The following is a 24,499-nucleotide window of genomic DNA, read 5'->3' on the forward strand; positions in this document are numbered from 1 at the left end:
CGGGGGCACCTCCCATGCCCTTCGGGCCATGGGGGAGGGTGGGCACAGCCACCAACGCCGGGCGACCGGCCCACGAACGCCCGGTTCACCGAGGCGAGGCACACGCAGGACGACGGGGCCCGGGGAGCACCCCGGACCCCGTCGCCGTAACAAAGGCCGGCCGCAGGCCGGCCCTCAGCCGACCGGCAGCCCCTTCACGGGCGCACCCTTGGTGAGGGACCCGGCAGCCTTCTTCACGGTCTTACCGGCAGTCGGCGCCACCTTGTCGGCATCACCCGCGGTCCTGGTGACGTCCTTCGTCACGTTGTCCACGGTGTCGCCGGCGGCCCCGTCCACAGCGGTCAGCCCGCCGAGGTCCGGGGCGGCCGGCAGCTCCGGAGCCGCACTGGCGGAACCGGCCGCGCCGACCCCGGCGGCCGCTCCCGCAGCGACGAGCAGCGCGGCACGGGCGATCCGACGGGTCAGGGGGAGGGACATGGTGCTCCTTCGACGGGAGAGAACGGTGACGCCGTGACTACCGCTCGACCGCCGGGAAGGTTGCGGCGGGGCAACGCAAAGAGTTGGTAATGCGTCGCATTATCGGCCGTACACGACGCCTGCGGGTGACCATCCGCACGCCTGCGCGGTCGGGCTACGGCGTGGTCGTGATGGTCACGACCCCCGTGCCGTCACCCGAGCCCGCCGCGTTCTTGCCGTCCGTCGGCCGCCACTGGCTGTCGGTGTTCCCGGCCGTCCACTCCCGCCCCGCGTAGGACACCCGCCTTATGTGCAGCTCGGAGGCGTTGGCCACGGCCCAGTGGGCCAGCTGCCAGCCGCGTGCCCCGGCGTCCTCCCCGGCGGTGACCGGAAGCCGCACGGTCCCCCCGTCGGAGTCGCCGGGGGCCGCCGAAGCGTCCACCGGGGGCGAGGGCGTCGCCCCCACCTCCGCACCGGCCGGCTCCAGCGCGTCCCGCCCGAAGTCCCGGGCCAGCGCGGTACGCACCGCGTCCGCACCCGCCGCCCGCGTCGCCGCCGGACGGCCCTCGCAGGTCAGCGTCGCCGCCGAGCGTCCCGTGAGCGCGGCGGCCAGCAGCGCGGCGTCCGGCTCGTGCTTGGCGTACGCCTGCGGGAAGCCGCTGCGCTGCACCCGCTGCGCGGCGACGGTGAGCGGCAGCCGGGTGTAGCCCGGCACCTCCTCCAGGTGCTCGTAGAACTTCCCCGCCGCGTACGTCGGGTCCATGATCTCCTTCGGCGTGCCCCAGCCCTGCGAGGGACGCTGCTGGAACAGGCCCAGCGAATCACGGTCGCCGTGCCCGATGTTGCGCAGCGCCGACTCCTGCAGCGCGGTCGCCAGCGCGATCGTCACCGCCCGCTCGGGCAGCTCGCGAGCGGTGCCCACGGCGGTGATCGTCGCCGCGTTCACCGCCTGCTCGGGTGTGAACTCGTACGTCGCCCCGTCGCCCTTGCCCGACACGACCTCACAGCCCGGACCGCCCGTGCCCCCGGTGTCGTACTGCACCACGACATATCCGGCGACCGCGGACAGCACCACGAGGGCCGCACTCCAGCGGGCGAGACGGCCGCGACGCGTGCGCTTGGAAGGAAGGGACGGCTCTGACACGCGTACAAGGTACTGGAGAGTACGGTTCCATGTGAGTCGAGTGCGAACACTGGGCCGCGGCCCCGCGGGTTAGGGTCGACGGCATGGCCGACACCCCGCTTGACCTCACGCTGGACGCCGCGCGCCTGACCGCGCAGCTCGTCGACTTCCCCTCCGAGAGCGGTACCGAGAAGCCGCTCGCGGACGCGATCGAAGGCGCGCTGCGCGCTTTGCCCCACCTCACGGTCGACCGGTACGGCAACAACGTCGTGGCCCGTACGCGGCTGGGGCGCCCGGAGCGGGTGATCCTCGCCGGCCACATCGACACGGTCCCGATCGCGGACAACGTCCCCTCCCGGCTCGACGCCGACGGCGTGCTCTGGGGCTGCGGCACCTGCGACATGAAGTCCGGTGTGGCCGTCCAGCTGCGCCTCGCGGCCACGGTCCCCGCGCCCAACCGCGACCTGACCTTCGTCTTCTACGACAACGAGGAGGTCGACGCCGACCTCAACGGCCTGAAGCACGTGGCCGAGGCGCACCCCGAGTGGCTGGAGGGCGACTTCGCGGTGCTCCTCGAACCCTCCGACGGGCAGGTGGAGGGCGGCTGCCAGGGCACGCTGCGGGTCCTGCTGAAGACCGCGGGCGAGCGCGCCCACTCCGCGCGCGGCTGGATGGGCTCCAACGCGATCCACGCCGCCGCCCCGATCCTCGCCCGCCTGGCCGGCTACGAACCGCGCTACCCGGTGATCGACGGACTGGAGTACCGCGAGGGCCTGAACGCCGTCGGCATCTCCGGGGGAGTGGCCGGCAACGTCATCCCCGACGAATGCGTCGTGAGTGTGAACTTCCGCTACGCCCCCGACCGCAGCGAGGAGGAGGCCCTCGCCCATGTCCGCGAGGTCTTCGCGGACTGCGGGGTGAGCGAGTTCGTCGTCGACGACCACAGCGGCGCGGCGCTGCCCGGCCTGTCCCACCCGGCCGCGGCGGCCTTCATCGAGGCGGTGGGCGGCACCCCGCAGCCCAAGTACGGCTGGACGGACGTCTCCCGCTTCTCGTCGCTGGGCATCCCGGCGGTCAACTACGGTCCCGGCAACCCCCACTTGGCGCACAAGCGGGACGAGCGCGTGGACACCGCGAAGATCCTCGCCGGGGAGGAGCGGCTGCGGTCCTGGCTGACGGCGTGACGTGAAGCGGGTTTGCGCCGCTGTGTTCCGGACATGCTGAGGTCCCTCGTACGTAACCCGGGTGGATCTACGCTGAGGTGGTACGACCAGCAAACGGAGGGAGCGCACATGGCTACCGGCAACCCCGAGGGGAAGCAGCAGCCGCCGGAGGAGAAGCGTCTGGGGCCGGTCCTCCGCCGGCGGGGCCAGGTGCAGGCGAGCACCACCGACCAGCGGCTGCTGGACGAGCGCGCGCCCACGGACTGGGTCCACACCGACCCCTGGCGGGTGCTGCGCATCCAGTCCGAGTTCATCGAGGGCTTCGGCACGCTCGCCGAACTCCCGCCCGCGATCAGCGTCTTCGGCTCGGCACGCACACCGGTGGACTCGGCGGAGTACGAGGCGGGTGTCCGGCTGGGCCGGGGCCTGGTCGACGCGGGCTTCGCGGTGATCACCGGTGGCGGTCCGGGGGCCATGGAGGCGGCCAACAAGGGAGCGTGCGACGCGCAGGGCGTCTCGGTCGGCCTGGGCATCGAACTGCCCTTCGAGCAGGGGCTGAACCCCTACGTCGACATCGGCCTGAACTTCCGGTACTTCTTCGTCCGCAAGATGATGTTCGTGAAGTACGCCCAGGGCTTCGTGGTCCTGCCCGGCGGCCTGGGCACCCTGGACGAACTCTTCGAGGCCCTGACCCTCGTCCAGACCCAGAAGGTCACCCGCTTCCCCATCGTCCTGTTCGGCACGGACTACTGGGGCGGCCTGGTCGACTGGCTCCGCCACACGGTCATCGCCCAGGGCAAGGCGGCGGAGAAGGACCTGCTGTTGTTCCACGTCACGGACGACGTGGACGAGGCGGTGGCCCTGGTGTCGAAGGAGGCGGGCCGCTAGAGGCCTGCGGAAGGGCGCTACGAGGGGGCTTCGAGGGCGCCTTCCCAACTCCCGAGTCGGGCGGTGGGTGGGCAAAGGCAGGTGGGTCCGGGGGGCGGAGCCCCCCGGGGACGGGACGGGAAGGGGCGGCGGGGGCGAGAACCCCCTACGCCAGCCCCCTCCGAGCAACAGCAGGCTCCCGCTCCCCCGCAATGGCGGACACCATGTCCAACACCTGCCGGGTCTCGGCGACCTCGTGCACCCGGTACACCTGCGCCCCCAACCACGCCGACACCGCCGTCGTCGCCAGCGTCCCCACCACCCGCTCCTTCACCGGCCGGTCCAGCGTCTCCCCCACGAAGTCCTTGTTGGACAAGGAAACAAGCACCGGCCACCCGGTGGAGACCATCTCCCCCAACCGACGGGTCGCCTCGAGACCGTGCCGCGTGTTCTTCCCGAAGTCGTGCCCGGGATCGATCATCACCGACTCCCGGGGCACCCCCAGCGCCACCGCCCGCTCCGCCAGTCCCACGGTCACATCGAGAATGTCCGCCATGACGTCGTCGTACGTCACCCGGTGCGGCCGCGTCCGCGGCCGGGCACCGCCCGCGTGGGTGCACACCAGCCCCGCGCCGTACCGCGCGGCGACCTCCGCGAGCCGCGGGTCGACCCCGCCCCACGCGTCGTTCAGCACGTCCGCGCCCGCCTCGCACACGGCCTCGCCGACCTCGTGCCGCCAGGTGTCCACGCTGATCACGACGTCCGGGAAGCGCCGCCGCACCTCGGCGACGAAGCCGACCGTCCGCCGCGCCTCCTCCTCGGCCGTGACCTCCTCGCCCGGCCCGGCCTTCACCCCGCCGATGTCGATGATCGCGGCGCCCTCCGCCACCGCCTGCTCCACCCGCATCAGCGCCGGCTCGTCGCGGAACGTGGCGCCCCGGTCGTAGAAGGAGTCCGGGGTCCGGTTCACGATCGCCATGATCACCCGCTCGTGCGGTGCGAATTCCCGCCTGCCCAGCCTGAGCATCCCCTGTGACCTCTTCCTCGTACGATCCCGTCCTGGGCCGCCTTGCGAACGCCCGGCGGCCCCGACTGTCAGACTCGCATGACACGATCGGAGCCACACATCCGACTTCGACTCATCCGACTCATCCGACCGTGGGGGCCCCGGCGATGGTTATGTTCCTGTTCCTGGTCGTCGCGCTCGCCGTCGTGGTCGCCGCGGTGACCCTCGCCGTGGTGGGCGGCGGAGACAACGGCCCGCTGCCCGAGGCGGCCCCCGAGCGCCTGCGGGACGCCCTGCCGCCCGACCGGCCGGTCAACCGCGCGGACGTGGACGGCCTGCGCTTCCCGCTCGCCGCCCGCGGCTACCGCATGGCCGACGTGGACGACGCCCTCGGCCGCCTCGGCGCGGAGCTCTCCGAGCGCGACGCCCGGATCGCCGACCTGGAGTCCGCGCTGGCCGGCGCCCGCGCCGTCGCGGCCCACCTCTCCATGGACAAGCCCGCCCCGCACCGCGAGGACGAGCAGCCGTGAGCGGGGAAGCAGCCGTCCCCACCGGCCCGGACGGCCTCCCGCGCTGCCCCTGGGCGCTGTCCACCGCGGACTATGTGACGTACCACGACGAGGAGTGGGGCCGCCCGGTCCACGGCGACGACGCCCTCTTCGAGCGCCTCAGCCTGGAGGCGTTCCAGTCGGGTCTGTCCTGGATCACCATCCTGCGGCGCCGCCCCGGCTTCCGCACCGCCTTCGCCGATTTCAAGATCGCCGCGGTCGCGGAGTTCACCGACACCGACCGTGAGCGCCTGCTGGCCGACGCGGGCATCATCCGCAACCGCGCCAAGATCGACGCGACCCTCGCCAACGCGCGCGAGCTGGCCGGGTGGGCGCCCGGCGACCTGGACGCCCTGATCTGGTCCCACGCCCCCGACCCGGCCGGCCGGCCGGCGCCGAAGACCCTCGCCGACGTCCCCGCGGTGACGTCGGAGTCCACGGCCCTGTCCAAGGCCCTGAAGAAGCGCGGCCTGCGCTTCGTCGGCCCGACCACGGCGTACGCCCTGATGCAGGCCTGCGGACTGGTGAACGATCACCTGGAAGTGTGCGTGGCACGAAACGGCCTGCCCGGCGTTTGAGGACGGGGCCCCCGGGCCGATACGGGGGGTGCCGTCGGCGGATTCGTCGGACGGCCGCCGGGCACCCGCCCCCGCAACACGATGGGAGCGTTTCTCCCAGCGGAACACCGCGTGGACGGCGTCACTCCGGGAGAACCGCTCCCCTCACCGAACGGTGACGGGATCCGCCCACAGCATCCGATACGGGGGTCCGGGGGGGCGGAGCCCCTGGACCGGCCCGCCCCGGCACCGGGTACGAGGGGTCAACGACCCGAATACTTCGGCTTCTCCTTGTTCACGAACGCCCGCACCGCGATCGCGTGGTCCTCCGAGGAGCCCGCCCGGGTCTGGAGCTCGTCCTCCTTCTCCAGGGCCTCCTCCAGCGAGTGGCTCAGCCCGTACGCCACGGACTCCTTCAGCGCCGCGTACGCCACCGTCGGCCCCTCGGCCAGCGCCCGCGCCACCTTCTCCGCCTCCGCGCGCAGCTCCGCCGCCGGGACCAGCCGGTTGGCGATGCCCAGTTCGTACGCCTCCTGCGCGGAGATGCTGCGCGGGAAGAGCAGCAGGTCGGTGGCGCGCCCGGGGCCGATCACGCGCGGCAGCGTCCAGGAGATCCCGGAGTCCGCGGTCAGCGCGACCCCGGCGAACGAGGTGTTGAACGCCGCCGTGTCCGCGACGATCCGGTAGTCCGCGGCCAGCGCGAAGCCGAAGCCGGCGCCCGCCGCGACCCCGTTCACCGCCGCGACCACCGGCTTCGCGGCCCCGGCGAGCGCCTTCACGATCGGGTTGTAGTGCTCGCGCACCGTGCTCATCGTCTGCCCCGAACCGGTCTCCCGGTCCTCGATCAGCAGCCCGATGTGCTCCTTGAGGTCCTGTCCGACGCAGAACGCCCTGTCCCCGGCCGCGGTCAGCAGCACGGCCCGTACGGCGTCGTCGTCCGCGGCGGACCGGACCGCGTCCCGGAGGGCGGCCTTCGCCGCGACGTTCAGCGCGTTCATCGCCTCCGGGCGGTTGAGCGTGATCGTCGCGAGTCCGTCGCTCACCTCGTAGAGCACGGTGTCGGCCATGGCGTATCCCTCCGTGTGACGGCTCGGGACCTACCGGCCGGTACGTCCCGTCTGCCAGACAGCATGACGGAGATCACCGATCGTGGCGGACGGCCGACGTGTGACCTGCGTCAAACGATTCCTGGCCGTTTCCGGTCGCCGGGAGTGTGCGAGGCGGCGCAGTATCGCAGTCACATCGCCGAATTGAGTGGTTTTGCTCGCGCGCGTTGCCCAAGCGATGCCGACTGATGTTGGTCATCGGGTCCTGCCATGCGGGATAATGGCCTGGAAGCAATGTGTTCGATGCCGGTGGCGTGTGTCCTGCTTCAAGGACCGCAGGTGCCCTTCAGTGGGCCGTCGGCTCAGACGGTTTAGCTGGGTTTCAGGAAGGGGAACGAGCATGGCGGCCATGAAGCCGCGGACGGGTGATGGCCCGCTCGAGGTGACCAAGGAGGGGCGGGGCATCGTCATGCGAGTTCCGCTCGAAGGCGGCGGTCGGCTCGTCGTCGAGCTGACCCCGGATGAGGCCGGCGCGCTCGGCGACGCCCTCAAGAAGGTCGTCGGCTGACGCGCAAGCGACCATACCCTTTCAGCCGCCCCGGCGCCGCACGCGGTGCCGGGGCGGCTGTTTCGCGTACCGGCAGGGGGCGTGGACCGGGTCCGTCGGTCACCGCTTGACGACGCAGAGAAGCCCGTCTCCCACCGGCAGCAGCGACGACACCAGTTCCGTGCTCTCGCGCACGGCGCGCACCAGCTCCCGCAGCCGCAGCACCTCCGTGGGCTGCGGTCCGGAGTCCACCGTGCGTCCGTTCGCGAAGACCCCTTCGAAGGCGACCAGACCTCCCGGGCGCAGCAGACGCAACGATTCGGCGAGATAGTCCTGGTACTCCTGCCGGTCGCCGTCACAGAAGACCAGGTCGTAGCCGGCGTCCGCGAGACGGGGCAGGACGTCCAGCGCGCGGCCCGGGATGAAGCGGGCCCGGTTCCCGGCGAAACCGGCGTCGCGGAAGGCCTGGCGGGCGGACTGCTGGTGCTCCGGCTCCTGATCGACCGTGGTCAGCACCCCGTCCGGCCGCATCCCGTGCAGCAGGTGGATCCCGGAGACCCCGCAGCCGGTGCCGATCTCCGCGACCGCCTTGGCGTCCACGCTGGCGGCGAGCAACCGCAGCGCCGCGCCCGTGCCGGGCGACACCGAGCGCAGCCCTGCGTCACGGGCCCGGTCACGGGCCCGGTGCAGCGCTTCGTCCTCGGCGACATAGGCGTCGGAGAACGCCCAGCTCGTCTGCCGGTTGGCGGTAATGACCCTCTCCTGTCCCCGTGGAAGCCTCGGCGTGACTGTATCCGTTGGCGTCGGGAACCCGCAGATGGGACCGGTCGTTTAAAGGGATGTGCAAGTGGCGTGTGCCGTGACGGGGGACAGGTAGTGGACGAGGGCGCCGAGCAAGTGCTGACGCAGCCGTACGAGCCGTGGCAGCCCAGATCAAATTCTCGTAAAACCGCTTATCCGGAGTTAACGGGCGAGGTGGCTATGGTAGGGGCTCCACTGGACACCACCAGAGCTGATAGGGGAGGTGCGGCTGCGCCTGTGGATCGCGTAGGAGTGCTGCGGCGTTTCCTCGGATCGGCGGGCAGGCCGAAATCCGTGAACAACACCGCTGCTGACCACGACCACGCCGGCGACCCGGCCCAGACCGCGACTTTCTCGACCGACGCGGACGGGCAGGCGTGGACTCCGCCCACCTGGGAGGAGATCGTCAGCATGCACAGCGGCCGGGTCTACCGGCTCGCCTACCGCCTCACCGGCAACCAGCACGACGCCGAGGACCTCACCCAGGAGGTCTTCGTCCGCGTCTTCCGCTCCCTGTCGACGTACACGCCGGGCACCTTCGAGGGCTGGCTGCACCGCATCACCACCAACCTCTTCCTGGACATGGTCCGCCGCAAGCAGCGGATCCGTTTCGACGCGCTCGGCGACGACGCGGCCGAGCGGCTGCCCAGCAAGGAGCCCACGCCCCAGCAGGTCTTCAACGACGCCCACTTCGACGCGGACGTCCAGCAGGCCCTCGACACCCTCGCCCCCGAGTTCCGCGCCGCCGTCGTCCTGTGCGACATCGAGGGGCTGTCGTACGAGGAGATCGCGGCGACCCTGGGCGTCAAGCTCGGCACCGTCCGGTCCCGGATCCACCGCGGCCGTTCCCAGCTGCGCAAGGCCCTCGCGCACCGCTCGCCCAAGGCGCGCGCGGAGCGCCGCTCCTTCGTGCCGCGTGTTCCCGCACTGGGAGGAGGGGGCGCGAGCGCGTGAGCGGTTCACAGCCGAAGTCCTCCGAGGGACACCTCGCAGAGCAGCACCTGGGAGACCGACTCTCCGCCCTGGTGGACGGGGAGCTCGGTCATGACGCGCGTGAGCGCGTACTGGCGCATGTCGCCACCTGCGCGAAGTGCAAGGTGGAGGTGGACGCGCAGCGCCGTCTGAAGAACGTCTTCGCGGCGGCGGCTCCGCCGCCGCCCTCCGAGAGCTTCCTGGCCCGCCTCCAGGGGCTGCCGGCCGGGGGCGACCTCGGCGACGGCGGCCCGCCGCTGGGTGGCGGAGGGCTGTCCGGTGGTACGTCGGGGCGGTTCGGCGGGGGATCCGGGGTCTTCGGGGCCAGGCGGAGTGAGCGCTTCGAGTTCGCGTACGAGCCCGTCCGGCGGCACGAGCCCGCGCTGCCGGCGGCCGCGGCGGTCGGCCGGGGCTTCGCCATCCATGACGTCGGCCGCCATGAGACCGACCGGCCGTCCTCCCGCGGGCTGCGGTTCGCGTTCGTCGCCGCCGGGGCGGTGTCGCTGGCCGCGATCGCGCTCGGCGGGGTCACCACGGGCATGCCCGCCGACACGGAGGCGCGTGGTGCGGGCAAGGGCAGCAATGTCACGCCGACGCGTACGCAGGGCACGGGCGCGGGCGCGGTGATGCCCGAGTCCCAGCGGCGCCGCGGCGTGGGACCGCCGCTGGGCGAGGCGACCGGCCGGAGCGCGCCCGCGGACACCCCGGTCGCCCCGACCGCGGTCTCCGCGCCGCTGCTGCCCGGGATCCCGGCGCCGACGGAGCGCCACCCCACACCGGGCACGCCGGTGACGGGCGGTGCGACGGCCATGTCCCCGCTGATACGACCGCTCACCTCGACCCCGCCGCTCACCCTGACCACGTGGGCCGTCTCCGCCGGGCTCAAGGACCCCGGCCTCGTCACCGCCGGCACGACGCCGGTCCCCACGCCGACATCCCGCTGAACCGTCCAGTGCGCAGGGGCGCGCGAACCTGATTGAATCCAGGGGGCGCGCCCAGGCCCAGCCGGGTGCCGAGCCAGTAGTTTCGCGGCCACCGCCGTCACGCGGTGCCGTGTCCAGCCGTGGGGAGAGCATGAACGAGGGGAAGCCGGGCCCACCGGGGGAGGAGCCGACCACGCGTCCCGAGGGACATGACGGCGACTTCGAACTGGCCCGTCCGGACCGCGAGCCGGCCGCCGCCGCCGACGACCACCGGGGCGACTACGAACTGGACCGCCCCCTGCGGCCCGAGGGCCCCGAGGACCAGCCCCTCGAGCCCGCCCCCGGAGCCCCGGAGCCCGTGGCATCCGGTGCCCCTGCCGACGCCTCCGTCGGGTCCGCGTCCCCGGCCGTCCCGGTCCCGTCGCAGGTGGCTTTCGAGCCCCCCGCCCCCGAGCAGCGGAGACCCCTGCACGACCCCGACCCCTACAGCACCCCGCCGTACGGCGAACCGGGCCCCTGGGCACCCGCCCCGCCCGTACAGCACCCGGCGACGACACCCGCGCACGGCATGACGCTCCCGGCCCCTCCCACGGCCCCGGACGCGGCGCCCCACTCCGCACCCGCGCCGCAGTACACACCCCCGGCGCCTCCCTCGGGCCTGGACACGGTGCCGCACGGCACGCCCGTACCGCATGGTGCGCCCCCGGCGTCTCCCTCGGCCCCGGACGCGGCGCCCGCGCCGCAGTACACACCCCCGGCGCCTCCCTCGGGCCCGGGCACAGCGGCGCAGACCACGCCCGTACCGCACGGCACGTCCGTGTCAGGTGCGCCCACCGTGGCGGACGTGGGGTTGCACGGGGCTCCCATGGCGCCCGCCGTCCCCGCGCAGTCGCGCCCGGACGCCCAGGACACCCCGGCCGCCGATCCCTGGGGGCGTTACGACCCCTGGGCGGCGGCTGCCGCGGCCGCGCCGTTGCAGCAGGCCGGGCATGTCGTGGTCGACGGGAAGCGGCGGCGCGGCCGGGCGCTCGTCGGGGCCGCGCTGGTGCTCGCGCTCGTGTCCGGTGGTATCGGCGGAATCGTCGGCACGTATCTGGAGCGCAACGGCGGCATGGGCACCGTGGAGCTGCCGCAGGCCGGCAAGGAGGCGTCGGGACGCGACCCCGGCAGCGTCGCCGGAATCGCCGCACAGGCACTGCCCAGCGTCGTCACGCTGCACGTCAGCGGCGCCGGCGAGGCCGGCACCGGCACCGGCTTCGTGCTCGACGGGCGTGGCCACATCCTCACCAACAACCACGTCGTCGAACCCGCCGGGGACGACGGCGAGATCACCGTCACCTTCAACAGCGGCGACACCGCCGAAGCCACCGTCGTGGGCCGGGACAGCGGCTACGACCTCGCCGTCGTGAAGGTGAAGGGCGTCAGCGGACTCACCCCCCTGCCGCTCGGCAACTCCGACAACGTGCGGGTCGGTGACCCCGTCGTCGCCATCGGTGCCCCCTTCGACCTGGCCGGCACCGTCACCTCCGGCATCATCAGCGCCAGGGAGCGGCCCATCACCGCCGGCGGCGAGAAGGGCGACGGCAGCGACGTGTCGTACGTCGACGCCCTGCAGACCGATGCGCCGATCAACCCCGGCAACTCCGGTGGCCCCCTGCTCGACGCCAAGGCCCGCGTGATCGGCATCAACTCGGCCATTCGCTCCGCCGACAGCGGCGCCGACCCGGACGCCGGTCGGGCCGGTTCCATAGGACTCGGCTTCGCCATCCCCATCAACCAGGGCAAGCGCGTCGCCGAGGAGCTGATCAACACCGGGAAGGCCGCCCACCCGGTGATCGGCATCACCCTCGACATGGAGTACGGCGGCGACGGTGCCCGTGTCGCAGCCAAGGGCGGTGACGGCGGGCCCTCGGTCAGCACCGGCGGCCCCGGCGCCCGGGCCGGGATCAAGGCCGGTGACGTCATCACGGAGGTCGACGGCCGGCGTGTCCACTCCGGTCAGGAACTCATCGTCAAGACCCGCGCCCACCGCCCCGGCGACCACCTCGAACTCACCCTGGAGCGGGACGGCGACGAGCGGACGGTCATCCTGACGCTCGGTTCCTCGGAGGGCGATTGAGGCAGATGGGCCCTCGGGGCGGTACCGGTCGCACGGGGTGGCCGGGTACCGTGGACCCGGCCCGGACCACGGAAGACCGCAGGCCGCCCCGAGGACCGAGGACCGAAGGCATCGCGAGGAGCTTCAGGTGTTCAATGACATAGGACCGCTCGAGCTGGTGACGCTCATCGTCCTCGCCGTGCTCGTCTTCGGTCCGGACAAGCTCCCCAAGGTCATCCAGGACGTGACGCGCACGATCCGGAAGATCCGGGACTTCTCGGAGAGCGCCAAGCAGGACATCCGGCAGGAGCTCGGCCCGGAGTTCAAGGACTTCGAGTTCGAGGACCTCAACCCCAAGGCGTTCATCCGCAAGCAGCTGGACAACGACGACCTGGGGCTCAAGGAGATCCGTAACGGCTTCGACCTGAAGAAGGAGATGGCCGAGGTCACGGACGCCGTCCACGGCCGCGACGCCGACTCCTCGTCCTCCTCCTCCGGCTCCACCGGTGGCCGCGTGGACATGACCAAGAAGCCCGAGGCGCCGGCGGCCGACGGCCGCCCGCCCTTCGACGCGGACGCCACCTGAGCCGGACGTGCCGGAGCGCACGCCCTCGCGTACGTGACGCGTTTCATACTCCACCCGGTCTGCGCACGGCCTGATCAGGGCGTCCGCGCGGCCCACGCGCCGGGCGGTTTCCCGGCCCGTGGCGGCAAGGTGGCTATGCTGCCGAGTTGTTGTGCGGAACGGACGAGTACGCCCGAAGGGGGGCGGGCCGCCCGGTCCGACGAGAGCTGAGGAGGCGTCCGGGCATGGAGACGACGAGTCGGGCAGTCGCGCAGGCGCCGGCCGCGGAGGAAGGACGACACGTCCGCTCCGCCCGGCGTACGGTCGACGGCTACCTGCGTGCGCCCTTCCCCTGGTACGGCCTCGACGAGGCCTTCACGGGACCGCGTTGGCTGATGCAGGTCGGACTGGCGGCCGAGGGGGCCGTCGAGCACGGATCGGTCGGGCACGGCGACGAGCCCTCGGTGCGCAGCGAGTACACGGCCGGGACCGACCAGGAGACCAAGGAGAGGTTCGCGGTCGTGGTGACCGTGGCCGCCAACCCGGTGCGCCGCAGCGCCGACGGCACCGGTCTGCTGGAGGCCACCTCGGTCTCCTCCGCCGCCTGGCTCGCCGGGGTGGGGCTGCTGTCCTTCACCTGGCCCGGCCAGATGGACCACTCCCTGCGCGACGACTGGCTGGACCAGCAGACGGAGACCGCCTGGGTCCTCGCGGACGATCTGGAGGGACCGGACTGGTCGACGCTGTCCCTGCCCGTGGACGGGGTGCCGACGCCGTTCCACTACCGGGAGTCCGAGTTCGGCTGGGTGCTCGCGGGCTCCACGCAGGCGGGCGTGCACGTGGGCGCGTACGGCAGGGGCATGAGCGCGTACGGCCTCGGTTTCGCCGTGGTGAAGGACATCACCGCGTACGACGCCTGAGCGGGTACGCGAAGGCGCCCGAGCGGGCACGCGGAAGGGCGCCGTCCACACCGGACGGCGCCCTTCCGCGTACGGACCCTCAGAACTTGTTGCGCGGGGTGATTCCCAGGGACATGCCCGACAGGCCCCGCTGCCGGCCGCCCAGCTTGCCGGCGATCGAGCGGAGCGCCGAGCCCGCCGGGGAGTCGGGGTCGGACAGCACCACGGGCTTGCCCTCGTCGCCGCCCTCGCGCAGCCGGACGTCGATCGGGATGGAGCCGAGCACCGGCACGTTCGTACCGGTCGTGCGGGTCAGGCCGTCGGCGACCGACTGGCCGCCGCCCGTGCCGAACACGTCGACCATCTCGCCGCAGTGCGGGCAGGGCAGGCCGGACATGTTCTCGACCACACCGACGATCTTCTGGTGCGTCTGCACGGCGATCGACCCGGCGCGCTCGGCCACCTCGGCCGCCGCCTGCTGGGGCGTGGTGACGACGAGGATCTCGGCGTTCGGCACCAGCTGGGCGACGGAGATCGCGATGTCGCCCGTGCCGGGCGGCAGGTCGAGCAGCAGCACGTCCAGGTCGCCCCAGTACACGTCCGCCAGGAACTGCTGCAGCGCGCGGTGCAGCATCGGGCCGCGCCACACCACCGGGGCGTTGCCCGGGGTGAACATGCCGATGGAGATGACCTTCACGCCGTTCGCCGACGGCGGCATGATCATGTTCTCGACCTGGGTGGGACGCCCGTCCGCGCCCAGCATGCGCGGCACCGAGTGGCCGTAGATGTCGGCGTCCACGACGCCGACCTTCAGCCCGTCGGCCGCCATCGCCGCCGCCAGGTTCACCGTCACCGAGGACTTGCCGACGCCGCCCTTGCCGGACGCGACCGCGTAGACCCGGGTCAGGCTGCCCGGCTTGGCGAAGGGCACCTCGCGCTCGGTCTGGCCGCCGCGCAGGGCGGTCGCCAGCTCCTTGCGCTGCTCGTCGCTCATGACGTCCAGCGTCACGTCGACCCGGGTGACGCCCTCGATCCGGGAGACCGCGTCCGTCACGCGCTGCGTGATCGTGTCCCGCATGGGACAGCCGGAAACCGTCAGGTACACGGTGACCGCGACCGCCCCGTCCGCCCCGATCTCCACCGATTTGACCATGCCGAGCTCGGTGATGGGCCGGTTGATCTCGGGGTCGTTCACTGTCGCCAGTGCCTCGCGCACCGCGTCTTCCGTAGCCATAGGCACGATGGTACGGCGCCGGGTGCACCCGGCGGTAAGTACGTCAGCGGTCGTCTGCGTCACGTCCCGGCGGGTGTTCCGCCCGCATCATCGGGAATGATCCCTGATGGTCCTTGTGTCCGTTCTGTCGTCCCTCCAGCTCCTTGGCCATGTCCTGGAGCTCCGAACGGATCCAGTCCCGCGTGGCCACCTCCCCGAGCCCGATCCGCAGGGCGGCGATCTCCCGGGTCAGATACTCGGTGTCCGCGATGGACCGCTCGTTCTGCTTGCGGTCCTGCTCCAGATTGACCCGGTCCCGGTCGTCCTGCCTGTTCTGCGCGAGCAGGATCAGCGGAGCCGCGTAGGAGGCCTGCAGGGACAGCATCAGCGTCAGGAAGATGAACGGGTACTCGTCGAAGCGCAGCTCCTTCGGTGCGGACACGTTCCACACCACCCACAGGACGATGGCGACCGTCATCCAGACGATGAACCGTCCGGTGCCCAGGAACCGCGCGACGCTCTCCGAGAGCCGCCCGAAGGCCTCCGGGTCCCACTCGGGCAGGATGCGGCGCCGGGGAGGGCGTGGCTGGTCCAGACGGGGCGTACGCGGCCGTCCGGCGGCCGTGGCACCCGCCGGCACACGCTCTCGCACGCCGTCGCGCTCAGGAGCCATCGGTCACCGCCCCCTCGTCGAAGTGGAACTCGGTCTCCCGCCAGTCCTCGGGCAGCATGTGGTCCAGTACGTCGTCCACCGTCACCGCGCCCAGCAGCGATCCCGCCTCGTCGACCACGGGCGCCGCCACCATGTCGTACGTGGCGAAGAACCCGGCGACCACGGGCAGCGCGGCGTCGGGCTCCAGAGGCTGCAGGTCGTCGTCCAGGATCGAGCCGACCAGCGTGTACGGGGGGTCGCGCAGCAGGCGCTGGAAGTGGACCGTGCCCAGGTACTTGCCGGTGGGCGTCTCCTCCGGCGGGCGGCAGACGTAGACCTGCGCGGCGTGCGCGGGGGAGAGGTCCGGCTCGCGGATCCGGGCGAGGGCGTCCGCGACGGTCGCGTCGGGCCGCAGCACGATCGGCTCGGTCGTCATCAGACCGCCCGCCGTGTGCTCCTCGTACGACATCAGGCGCCGCATGTCGGCCGCGTCGTCGGGCTGCATCAGGCTCAGCAGCCGCTCCTTGTCCGCCTCGGGCAGCTCGCCGAGCAGGTCGGCCGCGTCGTCGGGGTCCATGGCCTCCAGAACGTCGGCGGCGCGCTCCTCCTTCAGCTTGCCGAGGATCTCGATCTGGTCGTCCTCGGGCAGCTCCTCCAGGACGTCGGCGAGCCGGTCGTCGTCGAGGGCGGCGGCCACCTCCGCGCGGCGTTTGGGGGAGAGGTGGTGCAGGACGTTGGCGAGGTCGGCGGGGCGCAGCTGCTCGAAGGTGGCGAGCAGGTTCTCGGCGCCCTGCCCCTGCTCCTCCAGGGAGAACCCGGTGACCGCGGACCACTCGACGGTCAGCGCCTCGCCCTTGCCGCGCCGGAACGCGCCGCCCTTCTTCCCCTTGCGCACGAACACGCGGTCGATCTCCCACTCGCGGCGGGCCGGCAGCTGATGCACCGACAGGTCGAGGACGGTGACCTCCTCGCCGCTCTCCACGAGCGTCACCCGCCGGTCGAGCAGCTCGCCGAAGACGAGCCGCTCGGTGGGCCGCTGCTCGAAGCGCCGCACGTTGAGCACTCCGGTCGTGATGACCTGGCCGGACTGCACGGCGGTCACCCGGTTCATGGGCAGGAAGATGCGGCGGCGGGTGGAGAGTTCGACCACCAGGCCGAGCAGCCTCGGCGGACGCCGGCCGGGCCGCAGGATGACGACCAGATCGCGCACGCGCCCCACCTGGTCGCCGGCCGGATCGAAGACGGCGACACCGGAGACGTGCGAGACGAAGAACCGGGGGGCGCCCCCTGCCATGGCCGCCACTCCTTTCCGTGCGGGTGTTCTCGTCGCGGGTACCGCCTGCTGCGCTTGTTTTCCGAATTGCCCGCTCGGGTGGGCTTCAGGCTAGCCCGTACCGATCGGCCGTGCGCCGGCGACCGGTCCGGACGGACTGGCTCCGCCGGGTCCACCCGGCCCCGGTACCCTGCGGTACGCCGTTCAGGTCCCCCGTCAGAGAGGCAGCCCACCTGTGATTCCGATCTCCCAGGGCCGTTCCCGCAGGGCCACGCTGGCCGGCGCCGTGTGCGCGCTGCTCGTGACGGGGACGGCGCTCACGGGATGCTCCGAGGATCCGAACGAGGGCACCAACGGTGTCGGCAGACTGCCCGCCGACCAGATCCGGAGCAGATCCCAGAAGGCCGCCGAGTCGGTCGGCACCGTACGGCTGCACGGCACCGTGGTCACCAGCGGACGCACGTACACGCTCGACATGCGGCTGAAGGAGCAGGGCGGCGTCGGCTCGGTCACCACCGAGGGGGAGACGTTTCGCCTGCTGCGGGTCGACGACGAGCTGTACCTGAAGGCAGGCGCCGAGTTCTGGGGTCACGAGGACGGCGAGAAGGACGGCGAGGCGGACGCGGCGGCGGCCGGCAAGCTCGCCGAGAAGTATGTGAAGGTGCCGCAGAGCGATCCGTCGTACAAGAAGTTCATCGGCTTCACGGACAAGAACGTCCTCCTCGGCGGTCTGCTGACCCTGCACGGCGAGCTGGCCACGGACGGCCACCACGAGCAGTCGGGCGTACGCACCATCCGCGTCACCGGCGACGAGGGCTCCGGCGGCACCCTGGACGTCTCGCTCGAGGGCAAGCCGTACCCGGTGCGCCTGGTGCGGGCCGGGAAGGCGGGCACCCTCACCTTCTCGTCCTGGGGCACCGACTTCGAACTGAAGGAACCGGCCAAGGGCGAGACTCTCGACTACGGCAAGCAGCTCCCGACCTCCTAGGCCCGTCGCCGCTTCCTCTTCAGCAGCAGCCGGGGCAGTCCCGCCGGGGCGGGGCGCCGGGTCGTCACCGGCGTCGGCAGGGGGGCCTCGGCCAGGGAGCCGTCGGGGAGCGGGGCCGTCGCCCCGGTCGGCTCCAGGCGCAGGACCCGGCACTCGCGGGCCCAGCGCCCGGTCATCGCCTCGCCGTCGGGCGCGTTGAGCCGCTTGCCCTTGAGCTCGGCGACCGCCGCCGCCCACTCCTCGGAACCGGACGGCAGCTCGACGACCGTCGCCGTCCAGGAGACCAGCCGGCCGCCCTTGTCCTTGCTGCGGACCGTCACCTCGGCGGACACGCCGTCGGCCAGCCCTGGCAGCGGCTGCTCGCCGGGCCCGTCGCCGATCACGCACGCGGCACCCTCGTGCCACACGTGCCACAGGGCGCGGGGCGGAACGCCGGGCCCCCTGACCCAGACGAGGCCGGACTTCTTCGTGGCCTCCTCGATGAGGGCCCGGTCGAGCAGCGCACTTGTCATGGGCCCAGCCTAACCAGGGGCGCTCAGAGCCAGCCGTTGCGCTTCAGCGTGCGGTGGATGCCCAGACAGATGGCCACCGTGACACTGAGGATCACCGGGTAGCCGTACCTCCAGTGGGTCTCCGGCATGTAGTCGAAGTTCATCCCGTACACCCCGCACACCATCGTCGGTACGGCGACGATGGCGGCCCACGAGGTGATCTTCCGCATGTCCTCGTTCTGCGCCACGGAGGCCTGGGCGAGGTTGGCCTGGAGGATGGAGTTCAGCAGTTCGTCGAAGCCGATGACCTGCTCCTGCACCCGGGCCAGATGGTCGGCCACGTCCCGGAAGTACTTCTGGATGTCCGGGTCGATCAGCCGCATCGGCCGCTCGCTGAGCAGCTGCATCGGCCGCAGCAGCGGGGACACGGCCCGCTTGAACTCCAGGACCTCGCGCTTGAGTTGGTAGATCCGTCCGGCGTCGGTGCCGCGCGGGGTGCCCTTGCGGCCCGGCGAGAAGACCTCCGTCTCGACCTCGTCGATGTCGTCCTGCACCGCGTCGGCCACCGCGATGTAACCGTCCACCACATGGTCGGCGATGGCGTGCAGCACCGCCGAGGGGCCCTTGGCCAGCAGCTCGGGGTCGTCCTGGAGGCGGTGCCGCAGGGCCCGCAGGGAGCCCTGCCCGCCGTGCCGGACGGTGATGAAGAAGTCCCGGCCGGTGAAGCACATCACCTCACCGGTCTCGACGACCTCGCTGCTGGCGGAGAGCTCGTCGTGGTCGATGTAGTGGACGGTCTTGAAGACCGTGAACAGCGAGTCGTCGTAGCGCTCCAGCTTGGGCCGCTGGTGGGCCTGGACGGCGTCCTCCACGGCCAGCGGGTGGAGCCCGAACTCCCGCGCGATCCCGGCGAATTCGGCCTCGCTCGGCTCGTGCAGACCGATCCACACGAAGCCTCCGTCACGGCGCACCAGCCGCATCGCCTCGTGCGGGGTGAGCGGGCCGCCCTCGGTCACCAGGCGGCGGCCGTCGCGGTAGACGGCGCAGTCGACGACGGCGGTGGTCGTCGTGGGGTCACGGGTGGTGTCGTACGGGCCGCTCTCCTTGCGCAGCGAGACACGGGAGGAGGGACGGACCACGGCGCGCAGGTCGCGGATCATCGACATGGCGGGCTCCTTCGCGGACAGGCAACGAAAGGCGCCGCAACGACGGGTGGAACAACCCGGAATGAGGACGTCCTGGACTGCGGATGTTTGGCGCGTCCACAAAGCGGGGAGCACCGCACCGTCGCGGTGGCGGGCTTCGTCGCTGATACAGCTACTGGGGCAGATCAGGCAGAACGAAACAAAGTGCTCTTCCGATGAAGACGCGCGGACGAAAGGCGGGAGCCAGACAGGAGCAGCTGCATCAACGGGCGGAAGAGCGGGTGCTACTGCACGGTCGACTTCGGTCCATGCCAGCCCCACCTCCTCCGGCCGGTCCCCCGTGAGGGACGATCCACGATCCCCTTGGGGATTCCCCCCTCGAATGGGGAGTGTCACACAGGCGTTCGGGGCGATCGGACGCTTCTGCGTGCTGCCCGAACCACCGGCCAAGCGTATCAGCCGACTGCCATGTCAAGGCTCTGCTTTGCCCGGTACTGACGAGTTCTATGCTCGCCGCATGGCTGATGTTCTTCCTCTGGTCGAGGCCCGGTTGCGTACGACGCTGGGCGAACCGGACGCCCGCGCGGCGGTCACCTTCCTGGGCACGGACCGCATCGAGGTGCTGCGCTTCCACGAGGGCGACATCGTGCGCTACGCCACCCTCGGCATGTCCGCGCAGCCCATGGCCGACCCCACGGCGGTGATCGCGGACCCGGTCAAGGGTCCACGCGTCGAGCTGGTGCTGTCCGTCCGGGGCGGGGTCGCCGACACCGACAAGGTGCTCCGCCCGCTCGCCGTGCTGGCCGCGTCCCCGCAGGTCGAGGGAGTGGTCGTGGTCCCCGGCGCCTCGCTCGACGTGGGCGAACCGCTGTGGCCCGGCGCCCCGTTCACCTCGGTGCTGGTCGCCGAGCCGGGCGGCCTGGTGGAGGACCTGGAGCTCGACGAGCCCCTGGACCCCGTACGGTTCCTGCCGCTGCTGCCGATGACCCCGAACGAGGCCGCCTGGAAGCGGGTGCACGGCGCCCAGGCCCTCCAGGAGCGCTGGCTGAACCAGGGCACGGACCTCCGGGATCCGTCCCGCAGGTCCGTGCCGCTGAAGTGATCAAGGTCACCAACGCCGTTCCGGAGCCGGTCAGTTGGTGAAGACGGCGGCCTCGTCCTCGGCGTGGCGCGGTGCGGCTGCGGCTCCTCTGCCGTGGGGGAGGCTGAGCGCCCGGCGCCGTACGACGACCACCAGCGCGCCCAGCGCCGCCGTGACCGCCGCGACCACGAACGGGACGTGGACATCGGTCCACTCCTCGATCTTCGGCGCGAAGAAGGGCGCGGCGGCCGCCGCGAACCACCGCACGAAGTTGTACCCGGCGCTCGCCACCGGCCGCGGCGCGTCCGACACCCCGAGTGCCAGCTCGGTGTAGACCGTGTTGTTCACGCCGATGAGGGCGCCGGACAGGACGGTGCAGACGACGGCCGTGGTGTGGTCGCCGTAGCCGAGGACGAGCACGTCCACCGCGAGCAGCAGAAGAGAGCCGCCCAGCACCTTCGGCGAGCCGAACCGCTTCTGCAGCCGGGGGGCGACGAGCACCGAGAAGACGGCGAGCAGCACGCCCCAGGCGAAGAACACCGCGCCCGACCGGTACGGGGACATGTCCAGCACGAACGGCGTGAAGGCCAGCACGGTGAAGAACGTGTAGTTGTAGAAGAACGCCGAGACCGCCGCGGACGCCAGTCCGCCGTGCCCGAGCGCCTTGACCGGGTCGAGCAGCGAGGTCTTGCGGGCGGGCTTCGGCTGCTCCTTCAGGAACGCCGCGATGCACAGGAAGCCGACCGCCATCAGGACGGCCGTGCCGAAGAACGGGTAGCGCCAGCTCGCGTCGCCGAGCAGCGCGCCCAGCAGGGGCCCACAGGCCATGCCGAGGCCGAGGGCCGACTCGTACAGCAGGATGGCCGCCGCGCTGCCTCCGGCCGCCGCGCCGACGATGACCGCGAGGGCCGTCGAGACGAACAGCGCGTTGCCGAGCCCCCAGCCCGCCCGGAAGCCGACCAGCTCGCCGACCGATCCCGAGGTGCCGGACAGCCCGGCGAAGACCACGACGAGCGCGAGCCCGAGCAGCAGGGTCTTCCGGCCGCCGATGCGGCTGGAGACGAAGCCGGTCACCAGCATCGCGAGCGCGGTGATGAGGAAGTACGAGGTGAAGAGCAGGGAGACCTGCCCGGCGGTGGCGTCGAGGCCCTTGGCGATGGAGGGCAGGATCGGGTCGACGAGCCCGATCCCCATGAAGGCGACGACGGACGCGCCGGCTGTCGCCCACACGGACTTCGGCTGGCGGAGGATGCCGCCCGATCCCGTGTCGTAGGGGTCGTGAGGGCCGCGGGGGTCGTCCATGGGTGCTCCCGTCCCGGGACATGACTGAACGGATGGTTGGTCTATACACACAATAAATTAGCAAGGCTAATTAGTGCAAGCTACATGCAGTTTCCGCGCGGCCGGTTCCGCCCGGACGGGTGATCGTCCTTGACGTGGCGCGGCAGGGGTAGGACCGTGGGTGCCTATGAGGGGCGAACCCAGTTGCCCGAAGTGCGGTGGCCGGGTCAGGGCTCCCGGCCTCTTCTCGGATGCCTGGCAGTGCGCTGTGCACGGCATCGTGCACCCGCTGCAGCCCGTGATACCGCCGAGTGTCGAGGCCCTCGAAGTCGTCGTGCACCGCACGAAGGTGCCGGTGTGGATGCCGTGGCCACTGCCGGTGGGCTGGCTGTTCACGGGCGTGGCCAGCGCGGGCGACGACCGCGGCGGGGGCCGGGCGACCGCCGTCGCGTGCACCGGGCCGGGACCGCTCGGCGGCATGGGTGAGCTCATCCTGGTCGCCGAGGAACTCGGCGTGGGCCTCGGCGCGCGGTACGCGGGCATCGACGGCCCCGACCCGGGGCCGTACATGAACGTCGAGAAGCCACCCCAGGCCAAGGTGCTGGCCGCCGGCCGCCCGACCCCGCTCTGGCACGTCGCCAAGACGCCGGACGACCGCGCCGTCTTCGCGGGCGAGGCGCTCGGGATGTGGCTGTGGGCGGTGGTGTGGCCGGAGCAGTCCGGGATGCTGATGTACGACGAGCTGGTCCTGGCCGATCTGCGGGACGCGGGGGCCGAGGTGGAGCTGGTGCCCTGCGGTGCGCTGTCACCGCGCCTGCTGGAGGCGTAGACGCCGCACGGCGGGCCGGTAGGGGGTGCACGGCGGGTTCGGGTGTGACAGGGGACGTGCGAAAATCCGGTTATCCTGGAGCGTCCCCGTCCGTCCGTCACCGCTTGGAGTAATGCGTCGTGCGTATCGACCTGCACACCCACTCCACCGCGTCCGACGGTACGGACACGCCGGCCGAGCTGGTCCGCAAGGCGGCCGCCGCCGGTCTCGACGTCATCGCGCTGACCGACCACGACACCACCCGCGGGCATGCCGAGGCGCTCTCCGTGCTCCCGGCGGGGCTCACGCTGGTCCCCGGAGCGGAACTCTCCTGCCGGCTCGACGGCATCAGCATGCACATGCTGGCCTACCTCTTCGACCCCGAGGAGCCCGCGCTGCTCGCCGAGCGCGAGCTGGTCCGGGACGACCGGGTGCCGCGGGCCCAGGGCATGGTCGCCAAGCTGAACGGGCTGGGCGTGCCGGTCACCTGGGAGCAGGTCGCGCGGATCGCCGGTGACGGCTCGGTGGGCCGCCCCCATGTGGCCAGCGCGCTCGTCGAGCTGGGCGTCGTGCCCACCGTGAACGACGCCTTCACCCAGGGGTGGCTGGCCGACGGCGGCCGGGCCTACGTGGAGAAGCACGAGACCGACCCCTTCGAGGCCCTGCGGCTGGTCAAGAACGCGGGCGGGGTCGCCGTCTTCGCGCACCCCGCCGCGAGCAAGCGGGGCAGGACCGTGCCGGAGTCCGCGATCGCCGAGCTGGCCGAGGCCGGCCTCGACGGCATCGAGGTCGACCACATGGACCACGACCCGGAGACCCGGGCGCGGCTGCGCGGCCTCGCGAGGGAACTGGGGCTCCTGGTGACCGGCTCCAGCGATTACCACGGCAGCCGGAAGACCTGCGTCCTCGGCGAGTTCACGACGGACCCCGAGGTGTACGGCGAGATCACGCGGCGCGCGACCGGGGCGTTCCCGGTGCCGGGGGCCGGCGGAGTCTGAGGCTTCCCCTCCGCTCCCCACCTTTCCTCATTCGTACCTCAGCAAGGCTGTCATGCTCGACGTCGCCGTCTTCGGCTCTCTCTTCCTGACCCTTTTTGTCATCATGGATCCCCCTGGGATCACCCCGATCTTCCTCGCCCTGACCGCCGGCCGGCCGGCCAAGGCGCAGAAGCGGATGGCCTTCCAGGCCGTCTGTGTCGCCGGTGGCGTGATCACCGTGTTCGGGCTGCTCGGCCACCAGATCCTCGCCTACCTGCATGTGTCGGTGCCCGCGCTGATGATCGCGGGCGGGCTGCTGCTCCTGCTGATCGCGCTGGACCTGCTCACCGGCAAGACCGACGAGCCCAAGCAGACCAAGGACGTCAATGTCGCGCTGGTCCCGCTGGGCATGCCGCTGCTGGCGGGGCCCGGTGCGATCGTGTCGGTCATCCTCGCCGTGCAGAAGGCCGACGGCCTCACCGGGCAGGTCTCGGTGTGGTCGGCGATCCTCGCCATCCATGTCGTGCTGTGGCTGGTGATGCGGTACTCGCTGCTGATCATCCGGGTCATCAAGGACGGCGGCGTGGTCCTGGTGACGCGCCTGGCCGGCATGATGCTCTCCGCGATCGCCGTGCAGCAGATCATCAACGGCGTCACCCAGGTGATCCGGGGCGGCTGACCCCGGCGCCGGACGCGCGGAGCCCCCGTACCGATGACGGTGCGGGGGCTCCGGTGCGTACGTACTCGGGGACCCGGCCCGTGTGGCCGGTGTCCCGCGCGCCGCGCGTTATGAGGCCGGTGTGTTGGCCGGGCGGATCCACAGGCGCTGTCCGATGGCGGCGGCCTGCTGAACGATGCGGTTGACGGAGGCGGCGTCCACGACGGTGGTGTCCACGGGGGTGCCGTCGACGTCGTCGAGTCGCATGATTTCGAAGCGCAAGGGGCTTCTCCCTTCGTCTGGTCATCCTCCTGAAGGAGAACTACTCGGTGGGCGGCCCACGGGCCACTCGGGCCCCTGT

General features: G+C 71.9%; 27 protein-coding genes. 15 read left to right on the top strand and 12 right to left on the bottom strand.

Translation table 11 applies throughout. The annotated features are described in order from the left end of the window. Positions 1–174: 174 nt before the first annotated feature. Positions 175–477 carry an ATP-binding protein gene (locus ACH4VX_RS03665; RefSeq protein ID WP_398365690.1) on the bottom strand — a complete coding sequence of 101 codons (303 nt, stop codon included), beginning with the start codon at positions 475–477 and terminating at the stop codon, positions 175–177. A gap of 154 nt (positions 478–631) precedes the next feature. Beyond that, complete coding sequence (locus ACH4VX_RS03670; protein WP_398365691.1) at positions 632–1,600, bottom strand: heavy metal transporter; 969 nt, start codon at positions 1,598–1,600, stop codon at positions 632–634. A gap of 83 nt (positions 1,601–1,683) precedes the next feature. Between ACH4VX_RS03670 and dapE the strand changes: the two genes are divergently transcribed. After that, a complete protein-coding gene (gene dapE, locus ACH4VX_RS03675) occupies positions 1,684–2,763 on the top strand; it encodes a succinyl-diaminopimelate desuccinylase (protein WP_398365692.1) in 1,080 nt (359 codons plus the stop codon). A gap of 108 nt (positions 2,764–2,871) precedes the next feature. Further along, positions 2,872–3,630: a TIGR00730 family Rossman fold protein gene (locus ACH4VX_RS03680; protein WP_398365693.1), complete on the top strand. Its 759-nt coding sequence runs from the start codon at positions 2,872–2,874 to the stop codon at positions 3,628–3,630. 145 nt (positions 3,631–3,775) lie between these two features. On the opposite strand, the gene folP is transcribed toward ACH4VX_RS03680, so the two are convergent. Further along, complete coding sequence (gene folP / locus ACH4VX_RS03685) at positions 3,776–4,636, bottom strand: dihydropteroate synthase (RefSeq protein WP_398365694.1); 861 nt, start codon at positions 4,634–4,636, stop codon at positions 3,776–3,778. 152 nt (positions 4,637–4,788) lie between these two features. Between folP and ACH4VX_RS03690 the strand changes: the two genes are divergently transcribed. Together ACH4VX_RS03690 and ACH4VX_RS03695 are read left to right on the top strand one after the other, a co-directional pair. Next, a complete protein-coding gene (locus tag ACH4VX_RS03690; protein WP_398365932.1) occupies positions 4,789–5,145 on the top strand; it encodes a DivIVA domain-containing protein in 357 nt (118 codons plus the stop codon). Continuing rightward, the gene (locus tag ACH4VX_RS03695) at positions 5,142–5,741 is read left to right on the top strand and encodes a DNA-3-methyladenine glycosylase I (protein ID WP_398365695.1); all 600 of its coding nucleotides are present in this window, start codon (positions 5,142–5,144) and stop codon (positions 5,739–5,741) included. Before ACH4VX_RS03690 ends, ACH4VX_RS03695 begins: the two co-directional genes overlap by 4 nt. Positions 5,742–5,983: 242 nt before the next feature. Here the strand turns inward: ACH4VX_RS03695 and ACH4VX_RS03700 are convergent, their stop codons facing one another. Next, positions 5,984–6,787 (bottom strand): enoyl-CoA hydratase/isomerase family protein, encoded by an 804-nt coding sequence (locus ACH4VX_RS03700; protein WP_398365696.1) that lies wholly within the window; start codon positions 6,785–6,787, stop codon positions 5,984–5,986. 379 nt (positions 6,788–7,166) lie between these two features. Between ACH4VX_RS03700 and ACH4VX_RS03705 the strand changes: the two genes are divergently transcribed. Beyond that, on the top strand, positions 7,167–7,334 hold the full coding sequence (locus ACH4VX_RS03705; protein ID WP_069086806.1) for a DUF3117 domain-containing protein: 168 nt from the start codon (positions 7,167–7,169) through the stop codon (positions 7,332–7,334). A gap of 99 nt (positions 7,335–7,433) precedes the next feature. On the opposite strand, the gene ACH4VX_RS03710 is transcribed toward ACH4VX_RS03705, so the two are convergent. Further along, positions 7,434–8,132: an O-methyltransferase gene (locus tag ACH4VX_RS03710; protein ID WP_398365933.1), complete on the bottom strand. Its 699-nt coding sequence runs from the start codon at positions 8,130–8,132 to the stop codon at positions 7,434–7,436. Positions 8,133–8,408: 276 nt separating this feature from the next. Here ACH4VX_RS03710 and sigE point away from each other — a divergent pair, with 276 nt between their 5' ends. The 5 genes from sigE (at position 8,409) to ACH4VX_RS03735 (ending at position 13,592) form a co-directional block, all read left to right on the top strand. Beyond that, entirely contained in the window at positions 8,409–9,068 is a 660-nt protein-coding gene (gene sigE / locus ACH4VX_RS03715; protein ID WP_398365697.1) for an RNA polymerase sigma factor SigE, read from the top strand. After that, positions 9,065–10,030 carry a zf-HC2 domain-containing protein gene (locus tag ACH4VX_RS03720; RefSeq protein ID WP_398365698.1) on the top strand — a complete coding sequence of 322 codons (966 nt, stop codon included), beginning with the start codon at positions 9,065–9,067 and terminating at the stop codon, positions 10,028–10,030. Before sigE ends, ACH4VX_RS03720 begins: the two co-directional genes overlap by 4 nt. Before the next feature lie 130 nt (positions 10,031–10,160). After that, a complete protein-coding gene (locus ACH4VX_RS03725; protein ID WP_398365699.1) occupies positions 10,161–12,128 on the top strand; it encodes a trypsin-like peptidase domain-containing protein in 1,968 nt (655 codons plus the stop codon). Between the two features lie 127 nt (positions 12,129–12,255). After that, the gene (locus ACH4VX_RS03730) at positions 12,256–12,693 is read left to right on the top strand and encodes a sec-independent translocase (RefSeq protein ID WP_398365700.1); all 438 of its coding nucleotides are present in this window, start codon (positions 12,256–12,258) and stop codon (positions 12,691–12,693) included. 224 nt (positions 12,694–12,917) lie between these two features. Further along, entirely contained in the window at positions 12,918–13,592 is a 675-nt protein-coding gene (locus ACH4VX_RS03735; protein WP_398365701.1) for a hypothetical protein, read from the top strand. A 79-nt stretch (positions 13,593–13,671) separates the two neighbouring features. On the opposite strand, the gene ACH4VX_RS03740 is transcribed toward ACH4VX_RS03735, so the two are convergent. The 3 genes from ACH4VX_RS03740 to ACH4VX_RS03750 are packed head-to-tail and all read right to left on the bottom strand — an operon-like array spanning position 13,672 to position 16,730. After that, the gene (locus ACH4VX_RS03740) at positions 13,672–14,805 is read right to left on the bottom strand and encodes an Mrp/NBP35 family ATP-binding protein (protein ID WP_398365702.1); all 1,134 of its coding nucleotides are present in this window, start codon (positions 14,803–14,805) and stop codon (positions 13,672–13,674) included. A 43-nt stretch (positions 14,806–14,848) separates the two neighbouring features. Continuing rightward, positions 14,849–15,457, bottom strand: a complete 609-nt coding sequence (locus tag ACH4VX_RS03745) for a DUF1003 domain-containing protein (protein ID WP_398365703.1) — start codon at positions 15,455–15,457, stop codon at positions 14,849–14,851. Then, positions 15,447–16,730, bottom strand: coding sequence for a magnesium transporter MgtE N-terminal domain-containing protein (locus ACH4VX_RS03750; protein WP_398365704.1), 1,284 nt, complete (start codon positions 16,728–16,730; stop codon positions 15,447–15,449). The genes ACH4VX_RS03745 and ACH4VX_RS03750 overlap by 11 nt, the downstream gene beginning before the upstream one ends. 214 nt (positions 16,731–16,944) lie before the next feature. Between ACH4VX_RS03750 and ACH4VX_RS03755 the strand changes: the two genes are divergently transcribed. Further along, positions 16,945–17,697, top strand: a complete 753-nt coding sequence (locus ACH4VX_RS03755) for a hypothetical protein (protein WP_398365705.1) — start codon at positions 16,945–16,947, stop codon at positions 17,695–17,697. Here ACH4VX_RS03755 and ACH4VX_RS03760 read toward each other — a convergent pair. Continuing rightward, positions 17,694–18,209: a hypothetical protein gene (locus ACH4VX_RS03760; RefSeq protein ID WP_398365706.1), complete on the bottom strand. Its 516-nt coding sequence runs from the start codon at positions 18,207–18,209 to the stop codon at positions 17,694–17,696. The genes ACH4VX_RS03755 and ACH4VX_RS03760 overlap by 4 nt on opposite strands. A 23-nt stretch (positions 18,210–18,232) precedes the next feature. Next, the gene (locus ACH4VX_RS03765) at positions 18,233–19,354 is read right to left on the bottom strand and encodes a magnesium and cobalt transport protein CorA (RefSeq protein ID WP_398365707.1); all 1,122 of its coding nucleotides are present in this window, start codon (positions 19,352–19,354) and stop codon (positions 18,233–18,235) included. Between the two features lie 496 nt (positions 19,355–19,850). On the opposite strand from ACH4VX_RS03765, the gene ACH4VX_RS03770 reads away from it, so the two are divergent. Next, entirely contained in the window at positions 19,851–20,435 is a 585-nt protein-coding gene (locus tag ACH4VX_RS03770) for a suppressor of fused domain protein (protein ID WP_398365708.1), read from the top strand. A gap of 30 nt (positions 20,436–20,465) precedes the next feature. On the opposite strand, the gene ACH4VX_RS03775 is transcribed toward ACH4VX_RS03770, so the two are convergent. Further along, the gene (locus tag ACH4VX_RS03775; protein ID WP_398365709.1) at positions 20,466–21,716 is read right to left on the bottom strand and encodes an MFS transporter; all 1,251 of its coding nucleotides are present in this window, start codon (positions 21,714–21,716) and stop codon (positions 20,466–20,468) included. Between the two features lie 166 nt (positions 21,717–21,882). Here ACH4VX_RS03775 and ACH4VX_RS03780 point away from each other — a divergent pair, with 166 nt between their 5' ends. The 3 genes from ACH4VX_RS03780 (at position 21,883) to ACH4VX_RS03790 (ending at position 24,159) form a co-directional block, all read left to right on the top strand. After that, on the top strand, positions 21,883–22,524 hold the full coding sequence (locus ACH4VX_RS03780; protein WP_398365710.1) for a DUF6758 family protein: 642 nt from the start codon (positions 21,883–21,885) through the stop codon (positions 22,522–22,524). A 119-nt stretch (positions 22,525–22,643) separates the two neighbouring features. Continuing rightward, the gene (locus ACH4VX_RS03785) at positions 22,644–23,501 is read left to right on the top strand and encodes a PHP domain-containing protein (protein WP_398365711.1); all 858 of its coding nucleotides are present in this window, start codon (positions 22,644–22,646) and stop codon (positions 23,499–23,501) included. Positions 23,502–23,553: 52 nt separating this feature from the next. Then, on the top strand, positions 23,554–24,159 hold the full coding sequence (locus tag ACH4VX_RS03790; RefSeq protein WP_398365712.1) for a MarC family protein: 606 nt from the start codon (positions 23,554–23,556) through the stop codon (positions 24,157–24,159). Between the two features lie 108 nt (positions 24,160–24,267). On the opposite strand, the gene ACH4VX_RS03795 is transcribed toward ACH4VX_RS03790, so the two are convergent. Beyond that, positions 24,268–24,420, bottom strand: a complete 153-nt coding sequence (locus ACH4VX_RS03795; RefSeq protein WP_398365713.1) for a hypothetical protein — start codon at positions 24,418–24,420, stop codon at positions 24,268–24,270. Between the last annotated feature and the right edge of the window lie 79 nt (positions 24,421–24,499).

This window comes from Streptomyces sp. NPDC020731 (genome assembly GCF_044334705.1).
Lineage (GTDB): Bacteria > Actinomycetota > Actinomycetes > Streptomycetales > Streptomycetaceae > Streptomyces.